Origin of the sequence: Companilactobacillus sp., from assembly GCF_022484265.1 — a bacterium.
Taxonomy (GTDB): domain Bacteria; phylum Bacillota; class Bacilli; order Lactobacillales; family Lactobacillaceae; genus Companilactobacillus.
Genome location: NZ_JAKVLR010000001.1, coordinates 1268854 through 1290801, shown reverse-complemented (window position 1 = coordinate 1290801; position 21948 = coordinate 1268854). Strand labels below are relative to the sequence as shown.

Annotated in this window: 19 protein-coding genes and 1 pseudogene; 8 read left to right on the top strand and 12 right to left on the bottom strand. The window is 38.7% G+C overall.

Annotated elements, in window-relative coordinates; translation table 11 throughout:
* The first annotated feature begins 135 nt into the window (after positions 1–135).
* From LKF16_RS06320 to LKF16_RS06295, 6 genes are all read left to right on the top strand, one after another.
* Entirely contained in the window at positions 136–1557 is a 1422-nt protein-coding gene (locus tag LKF16_RS06320; protein ID WP_291469734.1) for a DHA2 family efflux MFS transporter permease subunit, read from the top strand.
* 77 nt (positions 1558–1634) lie between these two features.
* Entirely contained in the window at positions 1635–2093 is a 459-nt protein-coding gene (locus LKF16_RS06315) for a flavodoxin (protein WP_291469732.1), read from the top strand.
* A gap of 161 nt (positions 2094–2254) precedes the next feature.
* Positions 2255–2389: a hypothetical protein gene (locus LKF16_RS06310; RefSeq protein ID WP_291469730.1), complete on the top strand. Its 135-nt coding sequence runs from the start codon at positions 2255–2257 to the stop codon at positions 2387–2389.
* Between the two features lie 624 nt (positions 2390–3013).
* Positions 3014–3415 (top strand): hypothetical protein, encoded by a 402-nt coding sequence (locus LKF16_RS06305; protein WP_291469729.1) that lies wholly within the window; start codon positions 3014–3016, stop codon positions 3413–3415.
* A gap of 323 nt (positions 3416–3738) precedes the next feature.
* Positions 3739–4866, top strand: a complete 1128-nt coding sequence (locus tag LKF16_RS06300) for an ElyC/SanA/YdcF family protein (protein WP_291469727.1) — start codon at positions 3739–3741, stop codon at positions 4864–4866.
* A gap of 128 nt (positions 4867–4994) precedes the next feature.
* Positions 4995–7271: an excinuclease ABC subunit UvrA gene (locus LKF16_RS06295; protein ID WP_291469725.1), complete on the top strand. Its 2277-nt coding sequence runs from the start codon at positions 4995–4997 to the stop codon at positions 7269–7271.
* Between the two features lie 436 nt (positions 7272–7707).
* On the opposite strand, the gene LKF16_RS06290 is transcribed toward LKF16_RS06295, so the two are convergent.
* The 10 genes and pseudogenes from LKF16_RS06290 to LKF16_RS06245 all read right to left on the bottom strand — a co-directional run bounded on the left by LKF16_RS06290 (position 7708) and on the right by LKF16_RS06245 (position 17502).
* Positions 7708–8064, bottom strand: coding sequence for a hypothetical protein (locus LKF16_RS06290; RefSeq protein ID WP_291469722.1), 357 nt, complete (start codon positions 8062–8064; stop codon positions 7708–7710).
* Positions 8065–8261: 197 nt separating this feature from the next.
* Positions 8262–8866: pseudogene (locus tag LKF16_RS06285) on the bottom strand (response regulator).
* On the bottom strand, positions 8859–9971 hold the full coding sequence (locus tag LKF16_RS06280; RefSeq protein WP_291469720.1) for a sensor histidine kinase: 1113 nt from the start codon (positions 9969–9971) through the stop codon (positions 8859–8861). Before LKF16_RS06280 ends, LKF16_RS06285 begins: the two are co-directional and overlap by 8 nt.
* Before the next feature lie 16 nt (positions 9972–9987).
* The gene (locus LKF16_RS06275) at positions 9988–10746 is read right to left on the bottom strand and encodes an ABC transporter permease (protein ID WP_291469718.1); all 759 of its coding nucleotides are present in this window, start codon (positions 10744–10746) and stop codon (positions 9988–9990) included.
* Entirely contained in the window at positions 10739–11626 is an 888-nt protein-coding gene (locus tag LKF16_RS06270) for an ABC transporter ATP-binding protein (protein WP_291469715.1), read from the bottom strand. Before LKF16_RS06270 ends, LKF16_RS06275 begins: the two co-directional genes overlap by 8 nt.
* Before the next feature lie 153 nt (positions 11627–11779).
* Positions 11780–12166 carry a YxeA family protein gene (locus LKF16_RS06265; protein ID WP_291469713.1) on the bottom strand — a complete coding sequence of 129 codons (387 nt, stop codon included), beginning with the start codon at positions 12164–12166 and terminating at the stop codon, positions 11780–11782.
* A gap of 262 nt (positions 12167–12428) precedes the next feature.
* Complete coding sequence (locus LKF16_RS06260; protein ID WP_291469712.1) at positions 12429–13556, bottom strand: 5-methyltetrahydropteroyltriglutamate--homocysteine S-methyltransferase; 1128 nt, start codon at positions 13554–13556, stop codon at positions 12429–12431.
* Between the two features lie 15 nt (positions 13557–13571).
* Entirely contained in the window at positions 13572–14699 is a 1128-nt protein-coding gene (locus LKF16_RS06255; protein ID WP_291469710.1) for a 5-methyltetrahydropteroyltriglutamate--homocysteine S-methyltransferase, read from the bottom strand.
* A gap of 611 nt (positions 14700–15310) precedes the next feature.
* On the bottom strand, positions 15311–16318 hold the full coding sequence (locus LKF16_RS06250) for a D-2-hydroxyacid dehydrogenase (RefSeq protein WP_291469708.1): 1008 nt from the start codon (positions 16316–16318) through the stop codon (positions 15311–15313).
* A 194-nt stretch (positions 16319–16512) separates the two neighbouring features.
* A complete protein-coding gene (locus tag LKF16_RS06245; protein ID WP_291469706.1) occupies positions 16513–17502 on the bottom strand; it encodes a ketopantoate reductase family protein in 990 nt (329 codons plus the stop codon).
* 527 nt (positions 17503–18029) lie between these two features.
* On the opposite strand from LKF16_RS06245, the gene LKF16_RS06240 reads away from it, so the two are divergent.
* Complete coding sequence (locus LKF16_RS06240; protein ID WP_291469704.1) at positions 18030–19061, top strand: branched-chain amino acid aminotransferase; 1032 nt, start codon at positions 18030–18032, stop codon at positions 19059–19061.
* Between the two features lie 71 nt (positions 19062–19132).
* Positions 19133–20059, top strand: a complete 927-nt coding sequence (locus LKF16_RS06235) for an L-lactate dehydrogenase (protein WP_291469702.1) — start codon at positions 19133–19135, stop codon at positions 20057–20059.
* 177 nt (positions 20060–20236) lie between these two features.
* Here LKF16_RS06235 and LKF16_RS06230 read toward each other — a convergent pair whose 3' ends face one another.
* The gene (locus tag LKF16_RS06230) at positions 20237–20794 is read right to left on the bottom strand and encodes a hypothetical protein (RefSeq protein ID WP_291469700.1); all 558 of its coding nucleotides are present in this window, start codon (positions 20792–20794) and stop codon (positions 20237–20239) included.
* 133 nt (positions 20795–20927) lie between these two features.
* The gene (locus LKF16_RS06225) at positions 20928–21932 is read right to left on the bottom strand and encodes a D-2-hydroxyacid dehydrogenase (protein WP_291469698.1); all 1005 of its coding nucleotides are present in this window, start codon (positions 21930–21932) and stop codon (positions 20928–20930) included.
* Positions 21933–21948 lie beyond the last annotated feature (16 nt).

The following is a 21948-nucleotide window of genomic DNA, read 5'->3' as shown; positions in this document are numbered from 1 at the left end:
TTTGCCATTCGTGAAAGCGAATGGTATTTTTTTGTTCTCAAAACACAATATTTTGTTGTTAAGGAAAATTTAACTTACGAAAAAAATTTTTTTCTGTTATATTAATCAACCGTTGTAACGAATTGGGGGATTTAGATGAGTTCTACTAATAAAAAAGAAATTAAAACAAATTTACAACATCCTTATTTAGCATTAATGGGTGTTCTGATCGGTGGATTTGTCGGTATGTTAAGTGAAACATCACTAAATATCGCTTTGCCATCTATCATGAAGGCTTTTTCAATTGAAACTGGCACTGCTCAGTGGCTAGTTACTGGCTACATGCTAGTAATTGCGATTGTCTTGCCACTTTCAAGCTTACTGACGAAACATTTTTCAACTCGTGGCTTGGTCCGTTTTGGACTATTGATTTTTATCGTTGGTTCAATTATTTCTGCATTGGCCGTAGATTTCGGCATGCTTCTAGCGGGTCGAATGATTCAAGGTATCGGTACCGGAATTATTTTGCCGCTAATGTTCTCGATTGCCATGCGGACCTTCCCACCAAATAAACTAGGCGCTGCCCTGGGTGTAGCCGCATTAGTTATCATGTTTGCACCTGCCATCGGACCTACTTTAGCTGGTATCTTGTTGGGTGCTTTATCATGGCGCTGGATCTTTTGGTCATTCATTATTTTCTTATTGATTGCCTTGGCATTCATGGAAAAAAATCTGACGAAGGTTTTCGAAGTTACTAAGCCAAAAGTTGATTGGTTAGCAATTTGTCTATCAACTATTAGTTTTGGTCTGATCGTATTCGGAATTAGTTTCTTGAGTAAAAATCTGCCAATCGCAATTGTTGCATTGGTAATTGGTTTGATTTTCTTAGTGATTTATATCAGACAGCAATTGCATGCTGAAACTCCAACTTTGGATTTCAAAGTTTTGAAAACTCCAAGATTTGTAACTGGTTCGATTCTAGTAATGATTGATTTTGGTATCACACTTTCAGCAATGTATTTGTTGCCAATGTACTTGCAAAATGGACTAGGCGTGGCCGTTGCTTTGACTGGTGTCGTTATGTTGCCAGGTGGCGTTATCAACGCGGTAACATCATTTGTCGCCGGTCGTGCCTATGACCACATTGGTGCAAAAATCATGTCTCGTTTAGGATTTTTGATTTCTGTAATTGGTTCATTGATGTTGATTTTCAGTGGCGTTCACAGTTCACTGGGATACATTATTGCCGCTCACATCATTTTGATGATCGGTGTACCAATGGCTATGTCACCATCACAGACTTATGGATTGAATTCACTTGATGAATATCAATCAGCCGATGGTTCTGCCATTATCAACACGTTCCAACAAGTTATCGGAGCCGTTGCTACCGGTATTGCCACGATTCTTTTGAGTACCGGTCAAGCTAATTATTTAGCTAATGGCGGTCATTCAGAAGCACTAGCATTTACTAATGGTGCACATTATGGATTCACATTCACACTAGTTCTCGCTATCCTTGGATTTATCATTGCCTTTAGAGTTAAGGACAAGGGCGGAGACCAAAGCGAGAAATAATTTTTTAAAAATGATTTGCCTTAAAGTCCACTGTAAGGTGTAAAGTTTCTCCTGTAAGTAACAAGGGGGACTTTGATATGTCTAAAAAAACATTGATTGCATATTATTCGTGGTCAGGTAGTACAAAGAGATTAGCTGAAAAAATAGCAGTGGTGATCGGAGATTCAGATATTTTTGAGATCAAGGTGCCCGAAGGTACTTTTTCTCAAGATATGTACGAAACTTCAGATATTGCAACTAAGCAGATCAAAGATCACAATTTGCCTAAATTGACAGATCAAGTCAATAATTTGAATGATTACCAAACTATATTAGTTGGTGGTCCAGTGTGGAGCAATGCCCCATCTTCGCCAGTGGATAGCTTTTTACAAGTTATTCAAGGATTCCAAGGGACTGTGGCTCCGTTTTATACGGACGCGGGTTCATTTGATAAATATGAAGGGAACTTCGCTGATATGGCAGGGTCTTTGCATGTTGTTGAAGGTCTGGAGGCTGATGATGATATCCAATCTTGGTTTGATCGGATCAAGAATTAATTTGTGGTAATAAATTCTTCCTTGAAAAAGTTGTTGTCAAATGGGGTTGTTAATGGTTACAATGATATTTGACTGAAAAAACTTGTTGAATTATTCTTGGTATCCAATTATAATGGTATGGTTGATATTAAGAATTTAAAGAAAGGGAGGAGGGATTTCAGATGTCACAAAATACACATAAAGGTATGACAGGTCACCGCCGTCCCGTTAATGCCGCTAATACAGAAACACGTAAGGCACAAACACAAAAAGTTATCGAATTTTTGAAGAGCCGTGATGAAAAAGCTGCTAAATAATTAATAGTTATTAAAAGCAGTATAGAGCTGACCAGAGTAATCTGGTCAGCTTTTTTTCTTCCTTGATCGTTCGTTGGCGTAGCCAACACTTTAGACAGTGGCGCACGCGCCAAGGGCGACGTATGTTCCTTTGTTTGGAGTTCCACTGCCGCCGGAGGGATGGGATTGCTGAATTGGCACCGGAACGTAGAGGGTACACTTGGAGCTTACCGCAAAGACCGCGCCAATCTTCAAGCTGCACCTTCCACTAAGCACTGCTTCGCATTGCTAAGAGGAATCTCTCTACTTGGGCCAAACGCAATCCCATCCCTCCGACTAGTTTTTGTTGAGAATTTTTTCTGGTGGGGTCTCTATGTAATTATTTGTCAGAGGGTGCTTTTAGAGAGGGATTGAATATTGAATGTTTATTGCGCAAATTTTTTGTTTATCCGAACACTTTGCCCCTCTATTTTTAAAATATTTAACGCATTTCTTGTTCAAATTCTTTGTTCTAAAACCTAAGGTTAAATACTATGTTAGGGATCTCTAAAAATGTCAAATTTTGCAACAGATTACCATTAAATTATTGATTTTTAGTTTGATTAACGTGATTAAGTGTTGTATGTTCTCTTTGGGGGAGAAAATATGAAAAAAATTATATATAGTTTATTTTTGGCATTAATAGTATTTCTTGCATTTTTATTTCCAAATCTATCTAACGCTGCAAGCGTCACTAACAATTTCGACACTGTCAGTAACGTCTCATCAACAATTAAATATACTGGGGTAGGAAATAATACGAATGGTACAAACGTTAATGTAAGAGGATATAAGGCCCAAGTGTATTCATTAAAAAATGGTGAAATGGTTCCTATAAAAAATACTTTTGTTTCTATGGACTCTAGTTGGAAAACTGATGTGCTGGCCACATGTTTTGATAAAGATAATCAAGAAAAAGACTACTATCAAATAGGTAACAACGTCTGGTTATTGCTGGATGATGATAGCCATGTATATACAACGTCAGTGTTAACCATAGGATTATAAGGGTAAATATTTACACTAAATAAAAGGAGATTGTGATTATCACGGTCTCAGGCTGAAGGCAAAGTAACCAATTTTGGTTATTTTGTCTTTTTATTATTTTGGATCTGGTTCGTTTCTTTCCCACGAATCACTCGTATTATTTGTTACCCTTTGATTAGAATCCCTAAAGGCCCCCTTTGAGCGAAAATTTACGTATCCCATAACTTCATACGTCATGGTTTTATTTGATTTTCTTTAAAATTTGTAAGCGTTTTAATTTGTTGGTGATTTCAGTGTTATTTTATTAATGGAATAATATTTTTGGGAATTATGGGGAGGTTATTATGAAGTTTTCTAAGAAACTGCTTTTTTCTGCTATTATTTTATCTTTTGTTGTACCGGCTCCGGTTCAGGCTGCTGTTACTTCTCAAAAGCAAGCTGAGAAGGTTGAGCAAAATGTTCAATCTACGATGCCGACTAAACAGCGTGTGTCTGATCTGACTAATACTGCTATTTACTACTATTGGAATGGTGGTCAGCTTAAGAAAAATGAGAAGAAGATTTTCAAAGGGGTTACTATCAAAAGTAACTTTGGAATCATGGAACATCTTTTCAAGCAGGCTATTAAATTAGATCCGCAAGATACTAATTTGCAGATGGACTTGGCTTCTACCTATCGGATGGAAGATAAGAATTCTAAAGCTAATGACATTTGGAAAAATATTTTGAAGGTGCATCCTAAGAATTACAACGCTCGTTTGAAGTTGGCTGCTTTTGCTCACGCTAATGGGGATGACCAAACTTATAATGAGAACATTAGTCAATTAGAGGCTCAAAATCCTACCAAGACGGCTACTTTTACTGATGCCATTCATCAAGCTGATAATATTCAAAACTTGGACATCAATACTAAGGTTCCTAGCAACTTACCAAAAGATAGTCATCATTACTTTGTTGTGCTTGGCTATGCTTTGGGTAAAGATGGCAAGATGCAAAAAACGATGTTGGACCGTTTGAACGTTACTTTGAAGGCTGCTAAGAAATATCCTAAGTCAAAGATCATGGTTTCTGGTGGTGTTCCTCAAGATGGCGTCACTGAAGCTGCAGCTATGCAAAAATGGTTAGTTTCTAAAGGAATCAACAAGAACCGGATCGAAAAAGAAGACTTGTCGACTAACACAGTTGAAAATGCATTGTTCTCAATTCGTGACTTGAACAATGATAAGGCTACTAGTGCTACTTTGATCACATCAGCTAGTCATATGAGAAGAGCATATTTGTTGTTCAATATGGCTGAAGTCATCGTTGAAAACAGTGCTACGACTGATGCAAAACAACCTACAATGACACAGATTGCTTCAGTTGATGATAAGAAAGTGCTTCATAAGGTAGAATCAGCTGAAAAAAATGCCATCATGGATGATGTTTTAAGAATCAATGGCGTATGGCAATTGCCTGGATTACAAAGATAATTTTTTGAAAGGATCATCTGCGGATGGTTCTTTTTATTTGGGCAAAATTAATGAGGAGTGTAACATTGGAATTATAAGATGTATTCATTTTTTCATAAACGTTTTGATTTAGAACGGAGGTATTTTGTATGTCTGATTTATTTGCGGATGGAGCCATCAGCATTCATGGCGCTCGCGAAAACAATCTTAAGGATGTCAGTATAGATATTCCCAAACATCAAACGACTGTCTTTGCTGGATTATCTGGCTCGGGTAAATCATCGTTAGTTTTTGATACGATGGCAGCTGTTTCGCGTCGTGAACTCAACGAGACGTTTCCTAGTTTTACGCAACAATATTTGCCTAAATACGGGCAACCAGAATTTGATAGCATTGACCACCTGCCCGTAGCTATTGTGGTTGAACAGAAGCCGATTGGTCGTAACTCGCGGTCGACTTTAGCTACTTACACTGGTATTTATTCAGTTCTACGTCTGATGTTTTCAAGAATCGGGAAACCATGGGTCGGATATTCTGAGTGGTTCTCGTTTAACTTGCCACAAGGGATGTGTCCTGAGTGCCAAGGTTTAGGTTATGTCGATGACGTTGACGAAAGCCAGCTGATCGATCCCAATAAGTCACTTAACGAAGGTGCTATGACCTTTACCGGATTCCAACCAGGAACTTGGCGTTGGCGAGAGTATGGTAATAGTGGATTGTTCGATCTGGACAAGAAGATTAAGGATTATTCTAAAGAAGAATACGACTTATTCATGCATGCACCACGTCAAAAACTCAAGAATCCACCTGCACAGTGGGCTCGGACTGCCTTGTATGAAGGGCTAGTTCCAAGAATGCTCCGTTCAGTTATTCATAGTGCTTCCGGACGTCACCATGAAGCTGCCTTGTCGAAAATTGTTACTAGAAAGCCTTGTCCAGTTTGTCATGGAACACGTTTGAATCAAGACGCTTTAAAAGGAAAAATCGAAGGTAAAAATATTGCCGAAGTTAGTGATATGGACTTGGTAAATGTCTTGAACTTTTTGGATAGCATCTCTGATCCGAAAGCCAAAACAATGGTCCGAGAACTTCGCAGTAAAATTCAAGCTTTAGTCGATATTGGATTAGGATATTTATCGCTGGGACGTGGTACTGACACTTTGTCCGGTGGTGAAGCTCAGCGTATCAAAATCGCTAAGTATTTGACTAGTTCTTTGTCTGATTTAGTTTATGTTTTAGATGAACCTAGCGTTGGGCTTCATCCACACGATATTCAGTTGATTACTAAATCACTGAACAAGTTGAAGAATCATGGCAATACCGTGGTGATTGTTGATCATAATCCAGCAATTATCTCTGGCGCTGATTATGTTGTTGAGATTGGACCAAAAGCCGGTAAAGGCGGTGGCCGCGTGACGTTCAAGGGTACTTATCCAGAATTGTTGAAATCCGATACTATTACTGGAAAAATGTTACGGGAACCTTTAAGCTTTCGTGAATCAAGAAAGCCAACTTCATGGCTATCGGTCGAAAACGTTAATTCGCATAATTTACATGACGTCAGTGCCAAGATTCCACAAGGCGTGATGACAGTAGTTTCTGGACCTGCTGGTTCAGGAAAAAGTACCTTAGTGCATGCTTTCAAACAAGAAGTTTCTGATCAAGACTACGTCGATCTTAGTCAGGATTCAGTCGGCATCAATATTCGTTCTACGCCCGCTACTTATCTGAATATTTTGAATCCACTTAGAAAATTGTTCAGTAAAGCCAACGATGGCGTATCAACTCAACTATTTAGTTACAACGGCAAGGGTGCTTGTCCGCGTTGTAAAGGTAAAGGTGTCATGATCACTGAAATGGCCTTCATGGATCCAGTTGTTCAAGTTTGCGAGCTGTGCCATGGCAAAAGATATAGCCAAGAAGCTTTGCAGTACAAGTATCATGGTAAGGATATTTCAGAAGTGCTGAATATGTCGATCAGCGATACATTAGATTTTTTCAAAGACGTACCTGCTATTTATAAAAAAGTTAGCTTGCTGGATCAAGTGGGATTGGGATACTTGAATCTTAGTCAGGCGATGACGACGTTATCTGGTGGTGAAGTCCAACGTGTGAAATTGGCGATGGAATTAGATCATACCGGAAGTATCTATTTTTTGGATGAGCCAACTACTGGTCTGCATTTGAATGATACGAAACGTTTGATCGAATTGTTTGAAGGTTTGGTCAACAAGGGTAATACTTTGATTTTGATCGAACACAATTTGAAACTGATTAGTCAAGCGGATTGGCTGGTTGATATGGGGCCAGATGCAGGGAAGTACGGTGGCCAAGTATGCTTTGAGGGGACGCCAAAGGATAGTATGAACGATCCCGAGTCACGAACCGGGGTGGCGTTGAAGTCAGAGGTTGAAAAGGCAGAATAGGCGGTATGCTAGCCGGCTCCGGACGGAAATCAATTGCCCTTGTCGGCCGGAACATGGTGAAGACACTTTGAGCTTTTTTCAAAGCCCGAAAAAATCTCAAAGCTGCCTTTTTATGTAAGTCGCCGTCATCGTCGACTAACATAAACGCCACCATTGGGTCGGGGCATCGATTTCCGTCCTACGCCTAAACAGTGTTAGTTCAAGCTCTCTAAATTTTTTTGAAATAAGGTATGTGACTTATGTTTGCAAAAAATTAGGGTTAGTCTGTTCACTGTGAATTGTGCGGTAGTACTCCCGACTCCGTCGGATCGTAATTAAGCATAACGTGCGCCACTTTTAAAAATGATTGCCTAGCACATGTACAATCAAGGACTCAAAAAAAGCCATCTTCTTCTAAGAAGTGGCTTTATTTTGTTCCTGATAAGTTGTTTGATGATTATAATTTATTTAAAAATGTTAATAATGCGGTGATTGTTTGCATTACGTTGCCGACAAACCCGAAGAATCCTTGGGCTGCACTGCCGATTTCTGATAAGATTCCGGATAGTGTTGGTTTTGTTGATGTCGTTGTTGTGCTGGCAGGTGTTTCGGATGAAGTGTCTGTGCTTGATGTTGTTGTTGGAGCTTTAGTGGAACTGACTGATTCTGTTGAAACAGCTGGTTGTGAAGTTGTTGCGGCGTTGACTGTGCTGGTTCCGACTGCTGCTAATCCAATCGTTGATGCGGCGACTGCGGCAATGATGGCTTTCTTCAAAGTATTTGTTTTCTCAAATGTAATTTTCTTTGTAAACATAATAATGTTCCTAGTTCTATAACATATAAGATTTGGAAAGTGGATTTAATTAATATATCTTTGTTACCGCTTTCTATCTTTTAGTATAAACAGAATTGTTAGAATAGCATGTTTAATGCATATTAGATTTTGAATAAATAAAATTATAATAATTATATATAAATACCACCTTCATAATTGATTAGAAGGTGGTATTTTTAGATCCAATTATTTTCTTTGGCGACATTTAGTGCTTCGATCCTAGACTTAGTACCTGTTTACTCAAAATTGAAGAGATGTAGTTTCGGACAGTTCCCTCAGATAAAAAGACATTTTTGGCGATATCTTTGGAACTTTCACCAGTGCTGATCTCTTTTAGGATATCTAATTCGCGTTTAGTTAAAGGATTTTTTTCGGCTGAAATAACAGTTTTAACCAATTCCGGTGAAAAAATTGTTTTCCCATCTAAAACTTGATGAATGGTTTCGATTAATTCATCTGTTGGATTGTCCTTTAACAGATAAGCATTGACGTCATACTTAACGGCTTTTTCAAAATAATCTTGTTGAGCAAAAGTGGTTAGAATAATTATTTTAATTGGTTGTTTTAATAAGCGAAGTTCTTTGGCAACTTCTAAACCGGTCAACTCTGGCATTTCGATGTCTAAAATGGCAATTTCTGGTTTTAAATCGGTGATCTTACGGAAGGCGGAAAGACCGTCGGTGGCCGTTCCAACAACTTCGATATCGTCTTCTAAACTTAATAAGGTTGAAAGAGCCGTGTTTAACATTTCTTGGTCTTCAGCTAAAAATACACTAGTCATGATTGATGTCCTTTGGAATTGAGATAGCGAGATTGGTTCCATGGATCGAGGTTATTGATAAGGCACCTTGTAAAGATTTGACTCGTTGTTCCATTCCATGAAGTCCGAAACTATTCTCACGCTTGTCTTTAATGCCGATACCATTATCACTGATATTCAATAAATAATTTGTCTCAGTTTCTGAAAAATTAAAGTCAGCCTCGGTCGCTTGACTATAGCGTAACATATTGGTGACCGCTTCTTTGATGACCGCAGCGATAACATTTTGAACGTTATTAGGCCAATCATCAGAGATGCTTTCGGATTTAGATTTCATAAAAATATCTGCAGTCTGGAGATTCTTTGCTTCAATAATCAAGGCTTCGGCAATAGTTTGTCGATTTAAGTCAGCGACAATTTGTCTGACCATGCTTAGGTTTTCAGGAGAAGTATTGGCAATGTCTTGTAATTCTTTACTGGCTTTTTCGGTATCTTGGGTCATTAATTTTTCAGCTAGTTCGGCTTTTAAGGTGATCAAAGAAAACGATTGTCCCAAATTATCGTGCAAATCTTTGGCAATGCGACCACGTTCTGATTGGCGAATGATGGTTTCCAAGCGTTTATTTCCTTGAGCTAGTTGAACTCTTTTCTTAAATATCGTCTGTACTGATCTGGCGGCGAACGGTGAAGCAACCGCAAAGAATAAACCAATGAGACTTTCATACCAGGTAAAGTCACCAGTTTTGAGGGTGTAATAACTCAAACTGGCTATACTGGCGATTGTAAGCAGTATTGTGTACTGTATAAACTTTTTCCAACTGATCGACATTGAACCTATTTGCCAGGCTAAATAGATCCAAAATTGTGGACCGGAGTCAAAGTTACTCAGGGTGATCACAATGATGATTTCTGCAACGATTTTTAAATCCATGTATTTTGAATAGCTGTATGAATCGTGATAAAGTTTGGCAAAAATCAATCCTAATAAGATGATTAGCCAGCGTGCCCAACCTTGTGCTTGGAGGATTGGTTGAATCGAGAATAGCAGTAATGCAATCATCCAAAAATAAGGCATGAATCCAAATTTTTTATCAAAAAGAAATTGTTTCTGCAAAAATTCTTTCATTCTGATTGAAGCTCTTTCATTCTGATTGAAGCTCCCCATGTTGTGGCAATTTGGTGGTCGCCAGCGTGATAATTATTAGTATAAACAACCAACTGACCAAGTTAAATATATTACTTAATTGAATCGTCTGATTTTGAATGATGGATTTATTAATTTCCGAAATTGCATAGGTAGGCAACATTTTTCCAACGGTTTGTAACCAGCTTGGAAGAGTTGATAGTGGCCACCAAAGTCCACTAATCATCGCAACTGGAAATACCATTCCGTTTAGTAAGTTGATGATACTAGGATTTTTAAATTTAGAAATCAAAATTCCGATAATGATTAAGGGCAGAGTCCCTAATAAGCTGCTGATAACAACAAGAATTAATTTGGGAATGGGCAAGTTGACGTTATTAACAAAAATTCCGACTAGACTTAGAGTGACGACTGAGATTAAATTCAAAGTTAAAAAGACCACTACTAGGGATGCATAATATTGGATTTTGGGTAACGGTGAAATGTCGACTAACAAATCAAATTCGCTGGTGTGATCTTCCAGAAATGTATTTGAAACGGTGATTATTGATCCTAACAAGCAACTGAAGACCATCATACTGACTAAATAATCAACTTTCCAAGCGGCCATTTGGTTTGCGGGCATTCCTGAAGATAGGATTTTTGTATAGAGCAAGTAGAAAATAACTGGTAAGGCTAAATCAAAGATGAAAAATTTTTTATTACGGAGTACGATTCGGACAAAATTCATTTTTGCTTGATAGATAAAACTAGGCATGTTGTAGATCCCCCTGATTTAAAGTGATGAAAATGTTTTCCAAAGAGTTTTGACTGATTTTTAAATTTTGAATATTTGTTAGTAGTGGAGTGAGCTCACTGACGACCTGGTTGGTATTTGTAGTGAGCACTATGAAATGATTTCCAGTTTGACTAACATGGTCGATAGATTCTAAAGTTTCAAAGACCATTAAGTCTAATTCGGAGTCAAAACTGATTTGAGTTTTTCCAGAGTTTGTTCGTAGATCAGCCAATGAACCGTCAAAAATTATTTGTTGGTCGCGTAAAATCAGAAATCGGTCGATAACGTTTTCTAATTCATTCAAGTGATGACTAGTAACAAAAATAGTTTTGCCAAGTTTTTTGAGTTTGATGATTTCATCCCAAAAATTCTGACGACTGATGGGATCCATTCCGTTTGTGGGTTCGTCTAAAAATAAAACTGCTGGATCCCCGGTCATTGATAACGCAAATGATAATCGGCGTCGTTGGCCACCAGATAATTGTTTTAAAAATAAATTTTCTTGTTGGTTAAGCTTTGCGATATTTAATATTTCTTGATAGCTTAAATGTCTTTCATAATAACTCTGGTATAGTTTGATGACCTCTTTGACTTTAATGCGGGTGAGAGTGATGTCATTTTGCATCATGACGCCCATATCGTTTTTGGATTGAGAACTTTTTTTGCCAAGGATGGAGATGTCGCCAATATTTTTGGAAATAAGGCCCAAGATGATATTTATCAGGGTGGTTTTTCCGGCTCCATTTTCTCCTAATAAGGCGATAATCTGCCCCTTTGGAACTGAAAAACTAATATTGTTTAAAATTTGTTTTTTGCCAAATGATTTAGAAACGTTTTTTACTTCAATTACATCATCCATGTGATCAACTCCGTCTTTGTTTTCGAGTACATGAATAATGTAAGGCAAATGCTGCTATATCAATAGTGTGTGGTGTCATGACTTGGATATGACATTTGTCATGCATTTAATAAGACAGCAAAAAAGACATGCCAATTGGACATGTCTCATGCATTATTGCGTTTGCAATTTAGCGTAAGCCTTTTTCGGCATATTACTCTTAAATGCTTCCTCGTATGAATAAACATAAGCGCCTTTAGTATCGAGTTTCAAGTAGTGGTTCTGCTTGAGTTTGCCCATTCCCGTAAACTTTACGTCGTGAGCTTTGCCTTCTGAATCGTAACTGATGAGATTGTATTCGTAATTTCCGTAGCCATCTTCATCTTTACCTTTGTTGTTGTCGATCTTAACGAATTTTGGCTCACGCTTGACCATAAAATTGTACTGACCTAAGGCTTGAGAAAACTGATCTGTTCGGTCTTTTGTATAAAGACATGCCCCAACATATGAACCCCCGATAATTAAGACTGTAATCAATAAAAACTTTAGTAGACTTTTCATTTGATTGCTACCTCCTGAAAAATATACTAAAGTTTTTAAGCGTTATTCTAAATCTATTCTACTTACATTTGTCTTACGGAATTGTAAGTTATTTCTTTTCATCGTCGTCGTGGAATCCCCAGTCGAATTTCAGTGTATAATCAACAATTCCGTTAAAAATATCTGCTATTACGTTCCACATAATTAGCGCCTCCAAACTAAGACAATGTATTCTATTCCCTATGTCCTTTATAGCACATTGTGAAAACGTTTTCAAACATTTTTAAGCCCAAACTTCATCAATAATAGATTTAACTAATTTAAGTTTTTCCCACTGTTGTTCTTCGGTCAAAACATTGCCTTCTTCGGTTGATGCAAAGCCACATTGAGTGGATAACCAGAGCCGATCTAATGGGATATATTGACTGGCTTCGTTGATACGATCAATGATGTCTTGACGATTTTCCAATTGACCAGATTTAGTAGTCAGTAAACCTAAAACGACATTTTTTTCACCAGAGACTTTTGCCAATGGTTCAAAGCCGCCAGCACGACTTGAATCATATTCCAAAAAGTAAGTGTCGACGTTTTCTTTAGCAAAAACTGTATCAGCAACTGGTGCGTAACTTCCTGAAAAAGCGAAGTCTGAGTGATAATTGCCACGGCAGATGTGTGTATTGATGGTGAGGTCGTCTGGCAAGTCTTTGATAGCACCGTTGTTTAGTTCAAGCAATACATCTTGAATGCCTGAGTCGGCATAAGCTTTGCCATCCGGAGTAGCTAAGAAATTTTCATCTAAGAATAATCCCCATGAGCAGTCGTCTAATTGAATAACGCGAGCACCTTCATCGTAAAAAGCGATGATAGCGTCATGGTAGGCTTTTTGAATGTCAGCAATCAGATCTTCTTGATTAGGATAAAATTCTTTGACTTTTTCATTATTTTCGCCACGGATCAATTCGATATAAAGCTGTGCAGGGGCAGGGATGGTTTGCTTTGGTAGGACACCACCGATGTCGTCAGTAACTGACTTAACAAAATCAAAATCATGGATAAATGGGTGCGTGATCGGATTGAAGCTGATTTTTCCAGATAAGCGAGCAGTGTCGTCACGAGTTTCTTCGTGAGCAAAATGATAGCCCTCGCCGTAATGAATATGTTCAACGCCTTCAAAGCCCCAGAAGAAATCTAGGTGCCAATATGAACGACGAAATTCACCGTCAGTGACGTACTCTAAACCAGCTTCTTTTTCTTTAATGATCAAGTCCTTGATAGCTTCATCTTCGATTTCGCGCAAATCGCTATCGGAGAAGAATCCTTTATCATGAGCTTTACGTGCTTGTTGTAAACCATTAGGTCTTAAGAAACTTCCTACATGTTGGAATCCAATTTTTTGTTTTGTTAATGTCATTGTTACATCCTCCTGTTATCCCCAAACTTCGTCTTGAATTGATTTAACTAATTTTAATTTTTCCCATTGTTGATCTTCGGTAATGATATTGCCTTCCTCTGTTGAAGCAAAGCCACATTGAGTTGATAGCCATAGTCGATCTAATGGAATGTATTGGCTGGCTTCTTTGATGCGATCAATGATGACGTTTCTATCTTCTAGCTTGCCATCCTTTGAAGTGATCAATCCGAGAACCACGCGTTTGTCGCCAGAAACTTTAGCTAATGGTGCGAAACTTCCAGAACGATCTGAATCGTATTCCAAGAAGTAAGTATCGACGTTTTCTTTACCGAACAAGTTGTCGGCAACGTTGTCGTAACCACCTGAGAATAAAAAGCTTGAGTGGAAGTTTCCACGACAGACATGAGTGTTGATTACTAGGTCGTCAGGTAAATCCTCGATAGCACCGTTATTTAGTTTCAAGTAAATATCTTGAATGTTTTCGGCAACTAATTTTTTACCTTCGTCTGAGGCTAAGAATTTCTTATCCAACAAGCGTCCCCACGAACAGTCATCCAATTGAATAATACGTGCGCCTTCGTTGTAAAAAGCTAAGATTGCGTCATGATAAGCTTTTTCAACGTCGCGGTAGAATTCTTCCTTATCGGGATAGATGCGATCCAAAGCCTCTTGGTTTTCGCCACGAGTCAACTCACGATAAAGTTGAGCTGGTGCAGGAATTGTTTGCTTTGGTAAGATGCCGCCGATATCATCTGTGACTGCTTTGAAAAATTTGAAATCTTGGATAAAGGGATGCGTTTCTGGATTAAAACTAATTTTGTCAGTTAAGACTGCTGTGTCATCACGTGAACGTCCATTTGAGAAATCATAACCAAGTCCAATGTTTGTGTGTTTAACTCCCTCAAATCCCCAGAAGAAATCAAGGTGCCAATATGAGCGACGGAATTCACCGTCTGTGGCGTAATCCAAACCAGCTTGTTTTTGTTGTTCGACAAGATTTGTAATAGCCTCATCTTCAACTGCTCTTAGTTGATCATGGTCAATTTTTCCGGCAGCGAAATCTGCTCTAGCTTGTTTTAATTCTGCAGGTCTTAAGAAACTGCCTACGTGTTGGAATCCAATTTTTTGTTTTGTGATAGTCATATATAGTTCCTCCTGTTGTTTAACTTTATTGGGTTGTGGTTCAATCTTTGGTGGTCGGTTGTTAGTTAGTTTATGAGGTGAACTCGGATTTCTTTTAATAGGAATCGCGGGATATTATTTGGCACTTAGCAGTTGAGATGCTAGACAACTTAAGGGATATGAACGTCTTCGACGTTCTTCCTACTGTATTCCTAAGCGGATAATACCGCGGCCACTTAGGCCGTCCCATAAGTTTCGCTAAGTGACGAAGTCACAAAGCGAAACTAAAAAGCCGCCCCTGCTTAGGCCGTAATTTATTACGACTAAACAGGGACGACTCAACGTGGTACCACCCTAATTCATATTTTGCTTACACAAAATACCTCAACGACACTAACATGTCCGGGATGATATCGCATCCTTGCGTACCTTTGGCTTGCACCTTTGGTAAGACTCTGAGCTCATGTTCGAAGTTTTGTTCGTTCCGTCCTTTCACTGTCTAACGGTCGCTAATAACTACTTAAAATTTCTACTCTTCTCTTCAACGTCTAATAAAGTTAAATATTCTTTAATTGATTGGTGATAAATATACGACTGAAAAAAACATTTGTCAACAATGTTTCAAAAAAAAGTTATTCAGCGTCAATATCAACTGGGTATTTTGGTGCTTTTCCTTGTTGCATCTTGAGATTGTCGTTCAATGAATCGAAAATCATGTTGTGAACGGCTGTTGTAGTGTAGAAGGCTGTATGTGGTGTGATGATGACGTTGTCGCGATTGATCAAAGCTTGGAATTGTGGGTCCTTAACGTCTTCGATCTTGTCGAATTTCTTTTGGAAAACATCATTTTCGCTTTCAAGCACGTCTAATCCAGCTCCGCCTAATTTGCCACTATCAAGAGCCGCAATCAAAGCATCGGTATCGACTAGTCCACCACGGGCTGCATTGATAAAGATCGCACCGTCTTTCATTTTGTCGAAAGCTGCTTTGTCGATCATGTGGACGTCTTTTTTAGCTAATGGCGTGTGAATTGTAACGATGTCTGATTGTTCTAATAATTCGTCTAAAGTTTCTACGTAAATTCCCAAGTTTTCTAGGGCAGGGTTAGGTGCAATATCGTAAGCAACTACTTTGGCACCCATTGCCATCATGATTCTGACAACAACTGAACCGATATGGCCGGTACCGATAACACCAACGGTTTTACCATGAATTTCCTCACCGATAGTTGGGAACCATCTGAAGTCAGCGTTGGCAAATTTCTTGTCGAATTCTGGAACTCGTCTGAGCAATCTGATGATCAAGCCAGTTGTATGTTCGGCGATAGCATTTGGTGAATAAACTGGCACATAAGTCAGTGAAAATCCGAAGTCGCGGAGATCTTGGAAGTCAAATCCGTCTAAGCCAACGTTTCTAACCGAGATTTTGCTGATGCCAAAATCATGCAATTTTTTCAAACCTGCACGTGGATATGGTTGGGTTTGAACCATAACTACACCGTCAGCACCTTTAGCTTGATCGGCTGTTTCTTCAGTAAAGATATCGCCTGTGTAGTCGATATCAACATCGGGATGAGCATCGTCCCATTCTTTTAAGTAGCCCTTTTCATCTTCACGAATTCCATATAAATAAATCTTCATGTCAATCCCTCTTTCAAATGGTTTCTGAATCATTAGATTAATTAATGTTTTCTAATAATTTATCTGATTTTAGTTTAACTCACTTTTTTGGAAAAGTAAGCGATATTTCGATTTCATCAAAAATGGACATACTACGCCAATTGGTAGTATGTCCATTTTTTTGAAGGATTGAATTTTGTAATGACTAGTTGGGATTATTTTTCGCTAGCTTCAGCGACTTGTTTTTCAAGTGTTGCAGGATCAAAATCACGTGAGAATTCGGCTAAGTGAACTAAGTTTCTCAAGTAATCATGAGTTGTTGCTTCGTAGTGATACTTTAGTCCAAGTTCGTAGATGTAGCCGTTGATGTAGTCGACTTCAGTGTTACGACCTTTAGACATGTCTTGATACATTGAAGGGTAGTGAAGTGGATTAGTGGTTGTGCTGACGAATTTGACAGTTTGCCATTCTTCTTCACGGGTGTTCAACAATTTGATGTTGGCACGTTCGCAGACGTCAAAAGCTTCGTTGATCAATTGGCGACCAAGTTTTTCAGCGACTGGCGATTGGATAAATTCGCCCATTTGGATTTCGAACATAGTACATAAGGTATTAACAACTGAATTAAAGATAACTTTAGCCATCAATGTTCCTAAAAAGTTAGTTGTCAAAGTAGGATTCAAATTAGCTTTTTGAAATTCATCAACAATTTGATGGGTTGTCTCATCTGGGACTTCAGTCTCGTTTGCCATGTGCATACTGCCGGCACCAGCGGCTCCGATAAAGTCAACATCGCCAGGTCCGTTCAAAACAGTACCGATCAAGGCAGTAGCTCCGATAATTTTCTGTTTGTCGAAATAGTTGTTCAACTTGTCGATATGACCCATTCCGTTCATAGGTGAAACGACATATTGATGGTCTTTGAATGCATGAGCAGTCCGCTTCAAGGCATCTGCCAATTGCATTTGTTTTGTAAAGACGATCCAGACATCAGGATCACCTTTGTATTCTTCAGGGGTATATATGTTGACGGGCACTAAATGCTTATTCTCATGGTCACGTGAAACGTAAACGCCGTTTTGTTCTCGAATCTTGTCGATTTGCGGCTGCCAGATCTCAACAAAGTCGACATCGTAGCCAGCCTCTTGTAATAGAACTCCATATCGCAGGCCCATTGCTCCTGCTCCTAATACTGTATATTTCATAAATACCGCCTCCAAATTTTTGTAACTGCATTATTAGACGATAATTAAAAAATGTCAACCGAAAATAAAGACTATATTCATGAATTTAAATCATTTTAATTTTGGCATTATATAGTATGAATTGGAAAAGCAAGTCGTAAATTCTTTTTTAAAACTTTTTCAAATTGTGGCTATAGTACGGTATAGAGCTTAGTAAATAATAAAAATATTGATTTATTTTTTAAAAAACATTGACAATCGATAATCTGGGTTATACGATAAACGCAACTTAGTTCTAATAATTCTCTAATCTAAGCAAATAATTTTAGGAGGTAACAGCAATGCTCAACTTGAATATTTTGTCAATTATCGTTGTCGTGATTATTTTGTGCATCAACTTGGACTTTGTTGAACCCTTCAAAAATCGATGTTTGGTAACTCGAGAAGGTGACTAACGAAGATGGCCAAGTTGATCTATTCAACATGGCCATCTTTTTTTGTTTTTTAGAAATGAGTGAAAATTTTTTAGTGTAAGAGGAGATAATCACATGGCAAAAGCAGATGCATCAAAATTAGATTGGAATAATCTAGGATTTGAATATATGGACTTACCTTATCGTTTCACAGCCCATTGGGAAAACGGAGAATGGCATGACGCCGGACTTACTGAAGACAGCACATTGCATATCAGTGAAGCTTCACCAGTTCTTCACTATGGCCAAGCAGCCTTTGAAGGTATGAAAGCATATCGGACACCTGAAAATCATATTCAATTGTTCAGACCAGACCAAAACGCAGCTAGATTCAAGAGATCCTGTGAAAGACTCTTGATGCCAGTATTCCCAGAAGATAAATTCGTTGAGGCAGCAAAGGAAGTCGTTAAGGCTAACGCAGACTTTGTTCCACCTTATGGAAACGGAGCAACTCTCTATCTAAGACCATTGATTATCGGTACTGGTGGTGTCATCGGAGTACACCAAGCACCAGAATACATCTTCACAATTTTCGCAATGCCTGTAGGTAACTACTTCAAGGGTGGATTAACACCAGTCAACTTTACAACTTCACAATATGACCGTGCTGCTCACAAAGGTACTGGTCAAGCTAAAGTTGGTGGTAACTACGCAGCTAGTTTACTTCCTGCAGAAAACGCTCATGAAAATGGCTTCGCCGACTGTGTTTACTTAGACCCAGTTGAACATAGATACATTGAAGAAGTTGGATCAGCTAACTTCTTTGGTATCACTAAAGATGGCGTCTTTAAGACACCTAAGTCACCTTCAATTTTACCTAGTGTCACAAAATACTCATTACTATGGCTTGCTAAGAACCGCTTGGGCATGGGTGCTTCAGAAGAGAAGATCGATGTTAACGACCTTGATCAATTCGCTGAAGCTGGTGCCTGTGGTACTGCAGCTGTAATCTCGCCACTTGGTGGTTTGGAACATAATGGTAAGCTTCATGTCTTCTACAGTGAAACTGAAGTTGGACCTGTAACTAAGAAACTATACGACACATTGACAGGTATCCAATTCGGTACTGTTGAAGCACCAGAAGGCTGGGTACAACAAGTAGAATAATTCTACTAATAATAAGTAGCCGTTATTACTACGAATAATGAACGACTAAAAACACAAAGGAGAACAGGACTATGAGAAAATTCGGAATAATCGGGGTAGGTCACGTTGGCGTGACCGTAGCATATACATTGGTAACTAAAGGAATTGCTGATGAGTTGGTCTTGATCGATGCCGACGAAGGCAAGGCCGTTGCTGAACAACTCGACTTGGAAGATTGCCAAGCTAGATTGGACACTTCGACTACTATTAAAATTCAAGATTATTCTGAATTAAGAGATGCTGATATTTTATTTGTAACTTCTGGAAATATCCACGCACTAGATAATAACTCAGGTAATCGATGGGCAGAATTTGAATATACAAGAGAGATCGTTAAAGACATCGCTCCTAAAATTGCTGAATCAGGATTTAACGGAGTCTTGATTGATACTATGAATCCTTGCGACGCAATCGCCCATTATCTTCAAAGAACAGCTGGATTCACACGGGAACAATGCTTAGCTACAGGAACGTTCTTGGATACAGCTAGAATGCAACGGATCGTCGCAGAAAATTTTGATACTAATTATAAAAATGTGAATGGCTATGTTTTAGGCGAACATGGTGAATCACAGTTTGTTGCTTGGTCGACTGTAACGATCAATAACCATCCTATCGAAGAATATGCCGAAGAAAACGGCAAAGACCTAGACTTCGATGATCTTGAAGAACAAATCAGACGTGGTGGTTGGGCTATCCACTCAGGTAAAGGATATACCAGCTTTGGAATTGCAACTTGCGCAGTCAAATTGGCGCAATCAGTTATCTCTGATTCTCAACTTGAGTGTCCTGTTTCTTCCTATAATGAAAAATATGATACTTATCTTGGACAACCAGCAGTTGTTGGTCGAAATGGCATCGAGTACGTTAATGATTTGAAGTTAACGGATGAAGAAGAGGCTAAACTAGAGAACTCTGCAAATACAATCAAAGAGAAGTTTGCAACTATGGAAGAATAGTTTTTGACAACGATAACTGAGCTTTGATACAAGGCCCAATTTATCAACTAGATTGTTGAACTTACTTTGGGCCTTGTATCGATCCACCCTAGAATCGTTGCGATTCGTCCCGCCAAGACGAATCAGCAAACTGCTCAACACTAAAAAATCCCGGGAATAAAATTCTCGGGATTTTTTTTAGACTCTTTTAATTTTTCCAACTGCGATCGGTAGGGTAGTGTGAGCATCGTAATCGCCAACGGCACCGCCGACTGAAACTGGAAGTTCCAGACTATCAGGAACGCCGTGGATATAGATTACTCGTTTATCGAGATTCAATTCTGTATCGCCAAATGCTTCTTTAAATTTTTTCTCCAAAATATCTAACGGAACGACTCGCTCATAATCGAAATGTCCCTTGTCATCTGATACAGGATATTCGTCATTGGGGATGTTCATTTCTTCTGGTTGGTCGTTAAATGGGACCATGGTAGTTCCGGATACTGGCTCTGTTTCTGGAAGATCAACGAATCCATCGCCATTTGCGTCTTGTGCTGCCGTGGCGATTTGAGCATCTTTACCATCTGGGAAGCCGTGAAAATGCTCCCAATGCTGGGTATTTTCTGGAGTATCATCCATGCTGATCTTGATATCTAAATTATTGCCATTCACGGAAAAGGTAGCCTTGCCATGTGGATTTTTACCAATTTTCTCACCATTGATGGCGACGATATCTGCTTCATATTTTTCTACCATAACTAAAACCTCCGATACTTTTTGATGTATACATTTTAACAACGCATCAGTTATCTATTTGACTCATGCATGACCAGTTTATAACTAAATATAAAAAAATACACCAAATTAGATTGGTGTATTTTTGATGGAATTATTTTTTTGAAAAGACTAACGTGTCAGGAATTTTACCTTCAATTAGATCTTTATTGGAATTAAATGATACTTCGATCATATTGCGGATAGCCGTTTCAGTATAAAAAGCATTGTGCGGCGTCAAAATAACATTTAAACGTTCAGCAATATTTTTAATGGTAGGGTCGGGCAAGTTATCGATGCTGCCCCATTTTTTACCAAAAACATTGTTTTCGTGATCCAAAACATCTAATCCTGCACCAGCAATCTTGTGGCTATCTAAACCTTTGATCAGTGCCTCATTGCTGATCAATTCACCACGGGCACAATTGATAATGTAGACGCCGTCTTTCATTTTTGAAATGGCATCGTCATTGATCATGTAAGCATTGTCAGATGTTAACGGAACATGGAGCGTAATGACGTCAGCTTGTTGGTAAAGCTCGTCTAATGTATCGACGTACAATCCTTGCTTTTCGATATCTTCATTATGATAGACATCGTAAGCAATGACTTTGGCACCGAATCCTTGCAGCATTTGGATGGCAACACGACCAATATGACCAGTTCCAATAACGCCGACAGTTTGTTCACGATATTCTTTACCGATAGTAGGAGCCCAAGTAAAGTCCCCATTATCGAATTTTTGATCAACTTCTGGGATTCGTCTTAATAAACGACCAATCATCAGCACAGCGTGTTCGGCAATAGCGTTAGGCGAGTATACGGGAACATTTGATAGTTTCATGTCGAATTCCTTGAGGTCGTCAAAGTTGAAATTATCATAACCGACATTTCGGATCGAAATGTTCTTGATACCTTGGTCATTCAAAATCTTCAACGATTCTCTTTCGTAAGGTGTAGTCTGCAAAGTGACTACGCCACTGGCACCATCAGCTAATTTAGCAGTTTCTGGCGTCAATGTTTGGTCAGTATAACCGACCTCAACTTCAGGATTCGCTTTTTGCCAATTTTCCAATGATGGTTTTTCATCTTCTCGAATTCCGTAAGCAAATATTTTCATAAAAAGTGATTAATCT

What these genes read in the sequence shown, in the direction of transcription:
- LKF16_RS06320 (WP_291469734.1), top strand. Translation starts at nt 136, where the DNA reads ATGAGTTCTACTAATAAAAAAGAAATTAAAACAAATTTACAACATCCT.
- LKF16_RS06315 (WP_291469732.1), top strand. Translation starts at nt 1,635, where the DNA reads ATGTCTAAAAAAACATTGATTGCATATTATTCGTGGTCAGGTAGTACA.
- LKF16_RS06310 (WP_291469730.1), top strand. Translation starts at nt 2,255, where the DNA reads ATGTCACAAAATACACATAAAGGTATGACAGGTCACCGCCGTCCCGTT.
- LKF16_RS06305 (WP_291469729.1), top strand. Translation starts at nt 3,014, where the DNA reads ATGAAAAAAATTATATATAGTTTATTTTTGGCATTAATAGTATTTCTT.
- LKF16_RS06300 (WP_291469727.1), top strand. Translation starts at nt 3,739, where the DNA reads ATGAAGTTTTCTAAGAAACTGCTTTTTTCTGCTATTATTTTATCTTTT.
- LKF16_RS06295 (WP_291469725.1), top strand. Translation starts at nt 4,995, where the DNA reads ATGTCTGATTTATTTGCGGATGGAGCCATCAGCATTCATGGCGCTCGC.
- LKF16_RS06290 (WP_291469722.1), bottom strand. Translation starts at nt 8,064, where the DNA reads ATGTTTACAAAGAAAATTACATTTGAGAAAACAAATACTTTGAAGAAA.
- LKF16_RS06280 (WP_291469720.1), bottom strand. Translation starts at nt 9,971, where the DNA reads ATGAAAGAATTTTTGCAGAAACAATTTCTTTTTGATAAAAAATTTGGA.
- LKF16_RS06275 (WP_291469718.1), bottom strand. Translation starts at nt 10,746, where the DNA reads ATGCCTAGTTTTATCTATCAAGCAAAAATGAATTTTGTCCGAATCGTA.
- LKF16_RS06270 (WP_291469715.1), bottom strand. Translation starts at nt 11,626, where the DNA reads ATGGATGATGTAATTGAAGTAAAAAACGTTTCTAAATCATTTGGCAAA.
- LKF16_RS06265 (WP_291469713.1), bottom strand. Translation starts at nt 12,166, where the DNA reads ATGAAAAGTCTACTAAAGTTTTTATTGATTACAGTCTTAATTATCGGG.
- LKF16_RS06260 (WP_291469712.1), bottom strand. Translation starts at nt 13,556, where the DNA reads ATGACATTAACAAAACAAAAAATTGGATTCCAACATGTAGGAAGTTTC.
- LKF16_RS06255 (WP_291469710.1), bottom strand. Translation starts at nt 14,699, where the DNA reads ATGACTATCACAAAACAAAAAATTGGATTCCAACACGTAGGCAGTTTC.
- LKF16_RS06250 (WP_291469708.1), bottom strand. Translation starts at nt 16,318, where the DNA reads ATGAAGATTTATTTATATGGAATTCGTGAAGATGAAAAGGGCTACTTA.
- LKF16_RS06245 (WP_291469706.1), bottom strand. Translation starts at nt 17,502, where the DNA reads ATGAAATATACAGTATTAGGAGCAGGAGCAATGGGCCTGCGATATGGA.
- LKF16_RS06240 (WP_291469704.1), top strand. Translation starts at nt 18,030, where the DNA reads ATGGCAAAAGCAGATGCATCAAAATTAGATTGGAATAATCTAGGATTT.
- LKF16_RS06235 (WP_291469702.1), top strand. Translation starts at nt 19,133, where the DNA reads ATGAGAAAATTCGGAATAATCGGGGTAGGTCACGTTGGCGTGACCGTA.
- LKF16_RS06230 (WP_291469700.1), bottom strand. Translation starts at nt 20,794, where the DNA reads ATGGTAGAAAAATATGAAGCAGATATCGTCGCCATCAATGGTGAGAAA.
- LKF16_RS06225 (WP_291469698.1), bottom strand. Translation starts at nt 21,932, where the DNA reads ATGAAAATATTTGCTTACGGAATTCGAGAAGATGAAAAACCATCATTG.